The organism is Kluyvera chengduensis, from assembly GCF_044197065.1.
GTDB lineage: Bacteria > Pseudomonadota > Gammaproteobacteria > Enterobacterales > Enterobacteriaceae > Kluyvera > Kluyvera ascorbata_C.
On record NZ_JBIQOI010000005.1, the window covers coordinates 200,845 to 213,235 of the forward strand.

Genomic DNA, 12,391 nt, shown 5'->3' on the forward strand with positions numbered 1-12,391 from the left:
GCCGGGGGCAGGTTTCATTGATGTTGTTATCAGAAATCGACGTTAACGCCCAGCTGCCAGGTACGGCCCGGCATGACCGCCAGCGATTTATCATTGGCGTCCTGATTGGTGGACGTTTCAATGTTGCGGCTGCTCAGGTAGTCCCAGTATTTACGGTCGGTCAGGTTATACACGCCGCCGTTGATGCGGACGTTCTTCGCCACGCGCCAGTAGGCCGTCCAGTCGAGCATGCCGTAGCCAGGCACGCGCATGTATTCGCTGGTGGAATCCGTCAGCGCGCTGCCGGTGTTGGTGTAGCTTTCACGGTTAGTGGCGGTAGCGCGTTTGCCTTTCACGAACGTCGCGGTCAGCGCGGTGCCGTAAACTTTAGATGGGTCGTCCCACGCTACGCCGACGATGGCTTTCATTGGTGCAACGCTATCGAGGTCGACATATTTGTCGCCGTAGTAGCTGGATTTAGACTGCCCTTCGCTGTAGCCGTAGGCCAGGGTGGCGCTCAGGCCATCAACCTGCTCAAACCAGGTGCCGAAGTTGAACTTCGCACTGATCTCACCGCCGTAGATATAGGCTTTATCGCGGTTTTCCGCCTGATAAATGGTGTAGATATTTGACGGTACGTTAGTGAACTGGCCCGGGTTGTTCGCACGGGTGTAACGGGTGTAGGCGATAAAGTTTTTATAGCTGTTATAGAACAGCGCGGTACGCATGGTGATCCCTTCGGTCACCTCACCCTTCATGCCCCACTCGAAGTTGTCGCTGGTCTCGGTTTTCAGATCGGTATTACCGATCAGCGCATACTGACCGCGCCCCGCGTAGCTGGAACCGAGGTTCCATGAACCATACAGCTGGCTGGTATTCGGGAATTCCGCGCCGCGTTTGTATTGCAGGTAGGTCATCATGCGCGGCGTGATGTCGTACTGGAAGGTCAGTGACGGCAGCGCCTGAGTGTCTGAGTTTTTGCCATACAATTTGGAGACCGACGACTCTGTCAGCACCGTGCTGTTGGTGGTCAGGCTGTTGAGATTATCCGGCTTGGTGGACTGGTGCACTACGCGAACGCCCGGGATCACCGCAAAGTTATGGCCGTCGAGATCGAAGTTGATCTGATCCTGCAGGAAGCCAGCTACCGTGTACTCACGGCTGTCCGCTTCCGGCTGCATAATCTCGGTGAAGACGCTCGGAACCGGCGACTGGCTGAACGGACGCTGGGTTTTGGTGGTACTAGCGTTAAAGCCAGCGCTCAGGTCGTGGCGGCCCAGCGTTTTTGCCAATGCCGTCTGCATACCCCAGGTATCGGTGTCGTAGTTCGAATAGACCGTTTCCATGGTATTGGTGAAGCTGTCTGGCATATAGGTCTGGTCGTGCGCTTCGGTGTGCTGGTAGTACACCTTGGTGGACATGCTGTCGATGAAGTCGTTCATCGGCGTCCAGTCATCTTTCAGGCTCAGCCCCCAGCGACGGGTCTGGCTGGTCTGCTGCGCATTACCAATGGTCTTACTGCCGCTGTCGTTCCAGACGTCGTAATGGGTATGGTTGGTTTTATGGTAGTAATCGAGGGTACTGGTCAGTTTATGCTGATCGTTAGGTTGCCAGATCCCGGAAGTCATAAACGCGTCGGAGTGCCAGTTGGCCGGGAAGGCGTCGACGTTTGAACTGTTGGTGGTGGTCTCCTGACCATCGCGACGGCTGTAGACGAAAATCCCGCGCAGGGTTTCATCGCCGCCCGCTGCCGTCAGGCCGTTGTGCCAGCTGCGGTCAGCGGAGTCGTAACCACTGCGATAGCTAAAGGCGCTGGTTTTGCCCGGGTGCAGGTAGTCGTCCGCCGATTTCGGCTGGAAGGAGACGTTGCCGCCGATAGAAGAGTTGGCGGTTTCAGTGTCGGTTGCCCCGGACTGAATATCCACGCTGCCGTACATGTACGGGTCAATGTAGTCGCGGCCAATGCCGAAGGTATTCTGGCCCGCGCGGCTTACGTAGCTACGGCCGGTAGCGTTTGGCTGGGCAATCCCGTCAACGTCGATACCAACGCGGTTGCTCTCGAGCCCGCGAATGTTATAGCCGGTGTAGCCGCCGCGGTCGAAGCCGCTTTTGCCGTTTCCGGAGCCGCCGCTGGAGCCGGTCGCGCCAATCAGAGGTTCATAGCGCATGATGGAACCAAAGTCGTTGGCCCCTTTGTCCTGCAGCTCCTGCGCGCTAATGGCGTGCTGGCTACCCGGTTTCAGAACCGGTGCTGGTGCGGTGACGGTCATTTGCTCGGCGCTGTCTACCGCGGCGGTTTTGTCCTGTGTGTCAGCCGCAACGGCGGAAGTCTGATAAATCGCTGCAAGCAAAGAGGTTACCAGTAGGCTTTTCTTGCACCACGCCTCTGATTGAATGGATTTGTACATAGTTGCCATGCCTTTCATCGTTATTAGTATTGGCTCACTCGCTACTTCCAGAAGTCGGCTTTTCCTTAAGCGCTTCGAACGACTCCGTTTAATGTGATGCGAATAGTAATGATAGGAATTATCATTTGCAATAAAGTTTGCAAATAAATCTCTATGCATGCAACATTTTGATTACAATCAGTCCTTTGACTCATCGCGAGAATACTATGACGCAGAAAGCCGCTATTACGGTCACCTACTGTTCCCAGTGTAACTGGATGCTGCGCGCCAGCTGGATGGCGCAGGAGCTGTTGCACACCTTCAGCACCGACATCGCTTCGGTAACCCTGGTACCCGGCACCGGCGGAATTTTTACCATTACCGTCGGCGAGGCGCTTATCTGGGACCGCAAGCGTGACGACGGTTTCCCGGATGCCGCCGAGCTGAAACGCCGGGTGCGCGACGTCTGCTTCCCGGAAAAACCGCTGGGACATGTGGACAAACACGAGGCATAAAGCGGCTGCGAAAGCCTCATTAAAAGTGTATTATTAATGCATCTTTATTGGTGAGGAACAGGCTATGGCAGGCAAACGCATCGACCGGGAAAAACGGACCATCCGCAGCATGATTGCGCTTTATCAGCAGCGCTGCCCGCAGGCGCAGGACGATGCAGAGCACTATCAGGCGTTGAATGCCTATGCTGATAAACGATTGGATAAGTGCGTGTTTGGTGAGGAAAAACCGGCCTGCAAACAGTGCCCGGTACACTGCTATCAGCCTGCCAAACGCGAAGAGATGAAGCAGATTATGCGCTGGGCAGGCCCGCGTATGCTGTGGCGTCATCCAATCCTGACTATCCGCCATCTGATTGACGACCGTCGCCCGGTACCGGAGCTGCCGGAAAAATATCGCCCGAAAAAATAGCTACATCGTGCGGCAATGACGGCGATATTCCGACGGCGAACGCGCCGTATGCTTACGGAAAATTCGGCAGAAATAGTTGCTGTCCTCAAAGCCGCAGTGATGGGCTATCTCTTTGATTTTCATCTCATACCCGCGCAGTAATTTCTTCGCGAGCTCAAGCCGCACGGCGGTCAGATACTCGTTGAATCCCACCGATCCTGACTTCTGAAACAGGTGCGACAGGTAGTTCGGCGTAATGTGGAACTTCTTCGCCACCGTCTCCCGGCTGAGCGCTTCGGCGGCGTGCTCATCGATATATTCCTGAATCGCCAGAAACAGCTCTTTGCTCTTGCTGACCGTGTCCGCCAGATGGGTGAGCTGATCGATACAGTGGCTCAGCAGCCCGCTCAGCACAATCTGCGCCGTCGGCATCACCGGGCGAATAGCCAGTTCGTTCATCGCCAGCAGTAAATATGACCCCACCCGAGGCCCGAGGCGCGCGACGTGCTGCTTACGGATCTCCACGAATTTTTTGCCGTCGAAGCGCTGTAGGCTGAAGCCCAGCTTCTGCTTGCTGAACAGGATGCTTAGCGTGGTGGCGGGGCCTTGCCACTGCGGGGCGTTCCAGCGGCCACCGGGCAAATATAGCGCTTGTAATGGCCCCAGCGGCGCGCTCAGGCAACCATCGGCAAGCTCGCCTTCCAGCACGATCTCCATCCGGGGAAACGATACGCTCATTGCCAGCTCCGGCGCAGGCTGCGAGGTTTGCGGAAACCGCACGACAAGGTCGCTTTGCCGGGCAAGCAGCTGCTCCAGCACGGGGACGAGGGATTGCTCTGACATGCTCATGTCCTGGTTATTATTCTGGATTTTGAATCTCATCACACTTTATTTTGCTGTACACAAAAATCCAGCGTTGTGTAGCTATCTCATACAGAATGCCGGCCGCTCGTGCAGTAACTTTTCATACATGTTGTGAAATGGTTAACAAAAGAGAGGGCGGTATGGACAAGCAAGCGGCATTCTGGCTGGAGGCGCTGGGCGCGAGTGGCGAACTGTCAGCGACGATGAAACATGAACTGGATACCCAGGGCTACACTATAGTCCACGGCGTGGCGGATGCCGACTGGTTGGCGGCGATGCGCGAACGCATTGACTATCTGGTGGAGAAAGAAGGGGAGAACCTGGCGGTGGAGCACCACCAGGAAGAGACGGCGACCCGCGTGGCGAACCTCGTCAATAAGGGCGTGGTATGGGAGAAGGTGTGGTCGCATCCGCTGATTTTGTCGGCGTGCCGCTATATCTTTGAGGGCGAGTTTAAAATCTCCAGTCTCAACGCCCGCGAAGCGCTGTACAACGGGGGTCATCAGCCGCTGCACGCCGACTGGAAAAAGCCGCGTCCGGACTTCCCGAAGGTGCATCTGGTCAACACCATCTGGGCGATTGACGATCTCTATGCCGCCAACGGCGCACCGCGGATTATTCCGGCAACCCATCTGCGCCCGGAGTTACCGGAAGAGGTACTGGAGGATGTGGGATTGCCGCACCCGGATGAGGTAATTTTTGAGGCGCCGGCAGGCAGCGTGATGATCTACAACGCCCACGCCTGGCACGGCGGCACCACCAACCGTGAAGGCTCGCGCCGCCGCGTTCTGCATGGGTTGTATATCGACCGGGCGGATACCGCGCAGCAGGATCAGCGACGCTGGTTAACGCCGGAAACGGCGAGCCGGTTGACCCCGGCGCAGAAGTGGCTGTTGGATGTGGAATAACGCCACGCATTAGCGTTTTTTGTAGGCCCGATAAGCGTAGCGCCATCGGGCAATTTGTTGCGCGATGCCGGATGGCGGCGTAAACGCCTTATCCGGCCTACCGGTTTTGTGCGGGACTAGCCTCCTACCACCACCCGATACCCCGCCCGTTCCACCATCGCCTGAATCGGCGCAATCTCCTCGGGCTCAGGCGCTTTTATCCCCGCCATCGCCCACTCCCGCTCCAGCAGAGAATACTTCGGCTCGCCGTATTGATGGAACGGCAGCAGATGCACTTCCTCAACCGGTAGCGGCGTCAGAAACGCCAGAATCTGTGCGACGTTCTCGGTGCTGAGGGTGTAACCGGGGATCAGCGGCAGCCGCGGAATCACCTTAATCCCTTCCGCGACCAGCAGGCGAAAATTCTCCAGCACCCGCGTCTGGTTCATGCTCAGCACCTGACGCGCCTGTGCGCAGTCCATGATTTTGAGATCAAACAGTACCTCATCACATGCCCGCGCCAGCGGCAGCAGGCGGCGAGGGGAGGTATCGCCCGCGGTTTCAATAGCGGTGCGAATACCCCACTGCTTAAGGCGCTGCAAAAAGCGGGTGGCGAACTCGGCCTGCATCAGCACTTCGCCGCCGGAGAGCGTTACACCGCCGCCGGACGCGCGGAAAAACACCTCGTCTTTGAGTACTTCTCGTTCGAGGGATTCCAGCGTCACGTCGCGGCCAATATTTTCCCACGCGCCGGACGGACACTCCTCGGCATCCTGCAAACAGGTGGCGCAGTGCAGGCACTTGCTCTCCCGGCGCACGGTCTCGATTCTCGGCGACATCGACTCCGGGTTGGCGCACCACGGGCAGGTGTGCGGGCAGCCTTTGAAGAACACCACGGTACGGATGCCCTGACCATCGTTCAACGAATAGCGCTGGATATTGAAAATGCGCGCCGTGTCGGCGCGCGTCTCAATCACCTCACAGCTGATGCGCGGTGCGGCGGATAATGTCATCCTGAATCTCCTTCGACAGCTCGACAAAGAAGGCGCTGTAGCCCGCTACGCGCACCACTAGCCCGGCGAAATCCTGCGGGCGCTGCTGGGCTTCGCGCAGGGTCTCGGCGTTCACCACGTTGAACTGAATATGCTGGAGCTTGAGCTTGGTAAAGGCGTGCAGGAAATCGGCCAGCTTGTTAAGGCCGCTTTCCCCCTCCAGCGTTGCCGGGGTGAACTTGACGTTCAGCAGCGTGCCGTTGGAGAGCAGGAAGTTATCGAGTTTGCTCACCGATTTCAGCACCGCCGTTGGCCCCTGACCATCCTGGCCGACCATCGGCGACAGTCCGCCGTCCGCCAGTTGCTCTCCGGCAAAACGTCCGTCCGGCGTTGCGCCGACCACCGACCCTAACGGCACGTGGGCGGAGACGGTATAGGAGCCCGGCGTAAACTGGCCGCCGCGCGGGTTGCGGTATTTTTCCACCTCTTTGCAGTAAAAACGCAGCAGATCGGCGCTGATGTTATCGACATCGTCGATATCGTTACCGTATTTCTCAAAGCGGTTCATCAGCCGCGCGCGAACCTTTTCGCCCTCCGGCGTGGCGAAGTTGGCCTTCAGCACCGCCAGCAGTTCGTCGAAGCTCATACGCTGCTGGTCGAACACCATCCCTTTCAGCGCATGCAGCGAATCGCTCAGGTTGGCGATGCCGATGCCCTGCACGCCGGAGAAGTTGTAGCGCGCGCCGCCGTCGGTAATGTCTTTGCCGTTGGCGATGCAGTCTTCAACGAATGAGGAGAGCAGCGGCACCGGCGCCCAGTCGCGGTGGCCGATATCGCAGATATTGCTGCCTTCGACCATCAGCTTTATGTAGTGACGAATTTTATCGCGGATGCTTGCCAGCAGGCCGTCGTAGGTGAGTTGGGAATCGCCTTCGTGCTCAAGCATGACGATTTCCATCACCTTCAGCAGGTTGAACATGGCGATGTCATGTAAACCGTAGGTGCGACCCGGAATCGACAGCTCTACGCAGCCAACCACCGCGTAGTCGCGGGCATCTTCCAGCGACACGCCACGGTTAAGGAACGCCGGTACCACTACCTCATCGTTGAAAATCTGCGGAATGCCGGTACCGAGGCGCACGGTTTCGGCGGTTTTGCGCAGGAACGGGCGGTCGATCAGTTCATTGACCCGCACCCCGAGGTTCGGCTGCGGCAGGCGTACGTTCTGGTAGGCATCCAGGCAGGTAAAGGAGAGGATATTCACCGCGCTGCGGCCGTTCTCGGTCAGGCCGCCGAGCAGGGCGGTGTAGCCGGTTGGAAAACCGGCGAAGTAGCGGGCGCTGCTGGTAGAGCGCAGCAGCACAATGTCGTTGCACTTCACCCACAATGACTCCAGCAATTCCTGCATAAACGCCGGGTCTTCGCCGTGGTTCAGCGACGCTTGCCAGAATGGCAGCATGTACTGGTCAAAGCGGCCAAGCGAGATGGAGCTAGCGTTGGACTCATACTGCAAAATGATGTTCATGTACCAGAACAGCTGGCTGGCCTGCCAGAAGTTTTCCGGCTTCTGTGCGGCGTTATGGCGCGAGATGCTTGCGATGGCTTCCAGCTCCTGACGACGCTGCGGGTCAGGGCAACGGCTCGCCATCTCATCGGCCAGCGCGGCGTAGCGCAGAATGTGGCGCTGCGAGGCTTCCAGCAGAATCAACACTGCCTGGTAAAAGGTGTTATCCGGCTGCTCGCGCAGATGGGCATGCATCTCATTGACCAGCGCATCCAGGCCGTTATTCAGCAGACGCGGGTAGTCGATAATGATATGGCCCTGGCCTTTGTCGGTCTGGTTGACGCTGAAAATTTGTGTGCTGACGGCGGCTTTCACGTCGTCGGTCATCTGCGCGTTGATGAAATCCTTCATCGAGCGCTTTTCCCAGTACGGGAACAGTTCGTCGCGGTACAGGCGCTTGTCGTCGTCGCTGATATTGAAACGGTCCTGCGGACGGGTCGGGAACTGGTCCAGCTCTTTTAGCAGCCAGTACGGGTCCATCTCCGGCGACATAATCCCGGCACGCGGTTTGATGGTGCGGTTGCCGGCAATCAGTTCATCGTCGCGAATGCTGATGGCGACGTTATCGAGAATATGGGCGGTGGCTTTGGCGCGGCGAATAATCACCGGCTCGCCGTCGGTCTGACGGTGGCTTTCGGTGTAGAGGACGGCGCGTTCAAGGGAGATTTCGCGCGGGTTGGCGAAGAGGGCGTCTTTCAGGCGCTGGATACGATTAGTCATTTTGCGGGCTCCTCGGGAGATTAACCTGACGTTTCTTATGGCTTCTACGTTAGGCAAATGCGGGGCGGGGAGACAGAAGAGAATGAGGTGATTTACTGGATTATTGTGATCAAAAGGGAAAAATGCGATCTCAATTTTGTCTGGGTGGTAAACCAGATTGCCGGATGGCGGCTTCGCCTTATCCGGCCTACAGGTCCGTGCCGCTTTTGGGTTTGTAGGCCTGATAAGGCGAAGCCGCCATCAGGCGCGACTAACGCAGCGAAGCAATCCAGTTCATCGCCAGCTCCGGCCACGCGGCGGCGGGCAGGCCTTTGGCGCCGCGAATACCAAATCCATGCTTACCTTCGGCGAACAGATGCAGCTCGGTCGGCACGTGATGCGTGCGCAGGGCGTTGAACATCACCAGTGAGTTGTCGACCGGTACCGACGGGTCATCCACCGCGTGCATCAGGAAGGTTGGCGGTGTTTGCGCGGTAACATTCAGCTCAGGAGAGTAGTGCTTAATCTGCTCAGCGGATGGAGCGTCGCCAATTAAGGCGCTGCGTGAGCCGGGGTGAGCAATGGCTTTATCCATCGAGATAACCGGGTAGCCGAGCACCACGAAATCAGGACGCGCGCTCTGTTTATCAACGTCGTCGAGTGGCGAATAAACCGCCTCGTCGTAGCGCGTCTCAAGGCTTGCGGCAACGTGCCCACCCGCCGAGAAGCCCATCACGCCGATTTTTTGCGGATTGATGTGCCACGTTGCCGCGTTGGCGCGTAAGGTGCGCAGCGCCCGCTGAGCGTCAGCCAATGGCGCATTGGCCCCTTCGGCGTGACCATCGGCGGGCATACGGTAGGTCATCACGAACAGCGTATAGCCTTTGGCGTTAAACGGCGCGGCTAAATCGCTGCCTTCTTTATCCAGCACCACTCGCTGGTAAGAGCCGCCGGGGGTGACCAGCAGCGCCACGCCGTTGGGGTGCTCCGGGGCATAGACGGTCATTTCCGGCGCGCGGATGCCGGTGACGGCGCGATCCGGCAGATTCGGATCTTTGCTACGTTCCACCAGCGCGTAGCGCACTGGGCTATTTTTAGCACCCGGCGCTTCGCCATTGGGCCAGACGGAAAGGACGGGCAGGGCGGCAAAAGCCGTCTGTGCGGAAAATGCCAGGACAAGAGCAGCGGACAAAGGTAAGCGAATCATAGACGTCTCCACGGGGAAAACGCTTATTTATCATCCATTAAATTGTGAGAACGGGAATGCATTCACAAAATGGTGTTTCATAAATAGAGAAACGAGAAGGTGTGAGGTGGGTATTATTCCCGGTGTCGCGTAGCCCAGCCGGGCGCAGCGACGCCGGGGAAAACTTACGCGCGGGTGGCGATAAGGATCGCGGACGCTTTGATCAGCGCAATCGCGCGGCTGCCTTTCGCCAGCTTCATCTCGCTCTGGCTTTCGTTGGTGACCACGGCAACAATCTCAAAACCAGCATCGGTTTTGATATGTACGGTGGCGTTCACCGCGCCTTCGGTGACTTGGGTCACTTCACCGGCAAACTGGTTGCGGGCGGAGAACTTCAGACCGCAGTCTTCGGTTGCCAGCGTGACCCACGGGGCTTTAATCAGGGCAATGGCTTCCTTCCCATTGACCAGGCCCAGCGCTTCTTTACTGCTGTGGGTGACGATAGCCACCAGCTTTGCGCCGCCCGGCAGGGTCAGTTCGATTTCGTCGTTGACCGCGCCGGTTGAGACTGCGCTGATGGTGCCTGTTAATTGGTTACGTGCGGAAACTGCCATACGATACTGCCTCCATTCACTCGTTATTGAATCAGAGGTCAGTATAGCCACAGTTTTTACATTAACGAATCTTTATCAATGCCCAGGCGTTTCATTCTTGAGAGTAATGTGGTGCGCTTAAGCCCCAGACGCTGCGCCGCGCCTTTTGCCCCGGCGACCACGCCGTTAGTCTCTTTCAGTACCCGGACGATAAGCTGATATTCGTCCTCGCCCTCTTTCGGCGCTTCCGCCATCGGCATTGGCTCCGACGGCGCTTCGCTGGCAAAGGCCAGCTCCGGCAGCGAAAGCTGCAACACGCTGCCGCGGGTCAGCAGCACCGCACGCTCAATCACGTTTTCCAGTTCGCGTACGTTACCCGGCCACTCCATCTGGCTTAAGGTGCGCAGCGTTTCCGCCGGAATGCTGTCGATATTGCGCCCCAGACGACGGGCGATTTTAAAGGTGAAGGCTTTCACCAGCAGTGGGATATCTTCCGGACGCTCGCGCAGCGGCGGCAGGTGGATCGGGAAAACGTTCAGGCGATAGTAAAGATCGCTACGGAATTCGCGATCCAGCACCATCTGCTTGAGATCGCGGTTGGTGGCGGCAATCAGACGCACATCGGTCTGGATCAGCTTATTACTGCCCAGACGCTCGAACTCCTGCTCCTGCAACACGCGCAGCAGCTTCGGCTGTAGCTCCAGCGGCATATCGCCCACTTCATCAAGGAACATGGAGCTTTTGTCCGCCAGCTCAAAGCGGCCAATGCGCTGGGCGCTAGCGCCGGTAAACGCGCCGCGCTCGTGGCCGAAAAGGTCGCTTTCCAGCAGACCGGCCGGCATTGCCGCGCAGTTCATCTTCACCATCCGACGGCTGTTTCGGCCGCTCAGATTATGAATAGCGCGGGCAATCAGCTCTTTACCGGTGCCGGTTTCGCCGAGGATCAGCACGGTGCTGTCGCTTGGCGCCACCATCTCAACCTGCTTAAGCACGTTATACATTGCTTCGCTGCGGCCGATTATCTCGCCAAATTCGCCGTCAACGTTGTTCAACTGTTCGGTCAGCGCCAGGTTTTCGTCGACCAGGCGCTCTTTAAGGCGGTGAATTTCCTGATAGGCGAGGGCGTTATCGACGGCAATAGACACGCGTTCGGCAATTTGTTTGAGCAGCTTAAGGTTGGCAGCGCAGAACACTTTTTCATCGCACTGTGCAAGCTTCAGCACGCCGAGCATCTTGTCGCCCGACATCAGCGGCAGCAGGCACAGCGTCTGAATTTTATCGTCCCACATTTCAAACAGCTGGCGCTCGTACGGGGCGAGTTTGTCCTGCTCGTCGAGGTTGAGCTTGAGCATTTCTTTGCTCTTGAACACGCGCTCGGTCAGCGTACCGGACTCGTTCACTTCGCTCTGATCGTGAACCGGATCGTTAACGTCAATGTAGTGCGTTGAGTAGATATTCAGCTTGCCTTTGCGGTTGCCGCGCAGCACCACGCTGATGGCGTCGATATTAAAGTAGTAGTGGATCTCTTTGGCCACCGCGCCGACCAGATCGTCCATGTCGAGACGCGACAGCACGGCGTTGGTGATCGCCACAAGAATGCGGAAGTTATCGCGCTCGCGGCACAAGAGATCGTAGTCGACGTTGTTGGTGACCCGGCTTTGGATCTGCTCAGTCACCACGGCGACAATCTGGGTAAAGGTGTGCAGGCGCTGGTACTCTTTTTCCGTCCACGGCTGGTCATTGTTGCGGATAAATTCACAGCCGCCGAAGATGCGCCCTTCGGCGGCCAGCGGCAGCAGGCAGTAATGGCCAAACGGTGAGTAGAGCCCGCTGTGCGCCAGTTGTGGCCAGGCTTCGTGGAATTCACTGTAGCTACAGTGCAGCGCATCGGGGCGCGAGAGCAGGCGTCTTACCGGCCCATTCGCCAGCACGCTATCGTCTTCATAGGCGATCGGTTTGCCGGCTTCAGGCGTGGCATGGTATCCCGCGCGGTGGTTTCCCGGCTGCAGCAGGATTATCGCCGCGCTGTCCGCCAGCGCAGATTGTTTTGCCAGCTGCGCCAGCGTTTCGCTGAGCGTGGCCAGATCGGGTTGTTGGAGAAGAGTCCGGGTAATATCAAACAGCCCTTGCTGGCCGAGATCGCCCATCGGTGTATACGACATGTAGCTTGCCCATAAAAGCACCGCGCTGGGTGCGATAACTAATAATAATAATAAATTTCAGTTGTAGGCCGGATAAGCGAAGCGCCATCCGGCAGAATTCGCGAAAATTGCCGTATGGCGGCGTAAACGCCTTATCCGGCCTACATTTAACATTAACATCTTAAGTGACGCGTAT

Annotated in this window: 10 protein-coding genes; 3 read left to right on the top strand and 7 right to left on the bottom strand. The window is 57.6% G+C overall.

What is annotated here, in order from left to right; genetic code table 11:
• Nucleotides 1–29 precede the first annotated feature (29 nt).
• Nucleotides 30–2,387, bottom strand: a complete 2,358-nt coding sequence (locus ACH1XZ_RS15090; protein WP_395596204.1) for a TonB-dependent receptor domain-containing protein — start codon at nucleotides 2,385–2,387, stop codon at nucleotides 30–32.
• A 206-nt stretch (nucleotides 2,388–2,593) separates the two neighbouring features.
• Here ACH1XZ_RS15090 and ACH1XZ_RS15095 point away from each other — a divergent pair, with 206 nt between their 5' ends.
• Both ACH1XZ_RS15095 and ACH1XZ_RS15100 read left to right on the top strand, forming a co-directional pair.
• Nucleotides 2,594–2,881, top strand: coding sequence for an Rdx family protein (locus ACH1XZ_RS15095; RefSeq protein WP_395596205.1), 288 nt, complete (start codon nucleotides 2,594–2,596; stop codon nucleotides 2,879–2,881).
• Between the two features lie 64 nt (nucleotides 2,882–2,945).
• Nucleotides 2,946–3,290, top strand: a complete 345-nt coding sequence (locus ACH1XZ_RS15100; RefSeq protein WP_333496681.1) for a nitrous oxide-stimulated promoter family protein — start codon at nucleotides 2,946–2,948, stop codon at nucleotides 3,288–3,290.
• Here the strand turns inward: ACH1XZ_RS15100 and ACH1XZ_RS15105 are convergent, their stop codons facing one another.
• Entirely contained in the window at nucleotides 3,291–4,112 is an 822-nt protein-coding gene (locus ACH1XZ_RS15105) for a helix-turn-helix transcriptional regulator (protein WP_395596206.1), read from the bottom strand.
• A gap of 161 nt (nucleotides 4,113–4,273) precedes the next feature.
• Between ACH1XZ_RS15105 and ACH1XZ_RS15110 the strand changes: the two genes are divergently transcribed.
• The gene (locus tag ACH1XZ_RS15110) at nucleotides 4,274–5,041 is read left to right on the top strand and encodes a phytanoyl-CoA dioxygenase family protein (RefSeq protein ID WP_185668035.1); all 768 of its coding nucleotides are present in this window, start codon (nucleotides 4,274–4,276) and stop codon (nucleotides 5,039–5,041) included.
• A 116-nt stretch (nucleotides 5,042–5,157) separates the two neighbouring features.
• Here ACH1XZ_RS15110 and ACH1XZ_RS15115 read toward each other — a convergent pair whose 3' ends face one another.
• The 5 genes from ACH1XZ_RS15115 to flhA form a co-directional block, all read right to left on the bottom strand.
• Nucleotides 5,158–6,033 carry a [formate-C-acetyltransferase]-activating enzyme gene (locus ACH1XZ_RS15115; RefSeq protein WP_395596207.1) on the bottom strand — a complete coding sequence of 292 codons (876 nt, stop codon included), beginning with the start codon at nucleotides 6,031–6,033 and terminating at the stop codon, nucleotides 5,158–5,160.
• Nucleotides 5,999–8,296 (bottom strand): formate C-acetyltransferase, encoded by a 2,298-nt coding sequence (locus ACH1XZ_RS15120; RefSeq protein WP_395596208.1) that lies wholly within the window; start codon nucleotides 8,294–8,296, stop codon nucleotides 5,999–6,001. Before ACH1XZ_RS15120 ends, ACH1XZ_RS15115 begins: the two co-directional genes overlap by 35 nt.
• Before the next feature lie 250 nt (nucleotides 8,297–8,546).
• Nucleotides 8,547–9,482, bottom strand: coding sequence for an alpha/beta hydrolase (locus tag ACH1XZ_RS15125; protein WP_395596209.1), 936 nt, complete (start codon nucleotides 9,480–9,482; stop codon nucleotides 8,547–8,549).
• 164 nt (nucleotides 9,483–9,646) lie between these two features.
• Nucleotides 9,647–10,075, bottom strand: coding sequence for a TOBE domain-containing protein (locus ACH1XZ_RS15130; RefSeq protein ID WP_123650573.1), 429 nt, complete (start codon nucleotides 10,073–10,075; stop codon nucleotides 9,647–9,649).
• A 56-nt stretch (nucleotides 10,076–10,131) separates the two neighbouring features.
• On the bottom strand, nucleotides 10,132–12,216 hold the full coding sequence (flhA, locus tag ACH1XZ_RS15135; protein ID WP_395596210.1) for a formate hydrogenlyase transcriptional activator FlhA: 2,085 nt from the start codon (nucleotides 12,214–12,216) through the stop codon (nucleotides 10,132–10,134).
• Between the last annotated feature and the right edge of the window lie 175 nt (nucleotides 12,217–12,391).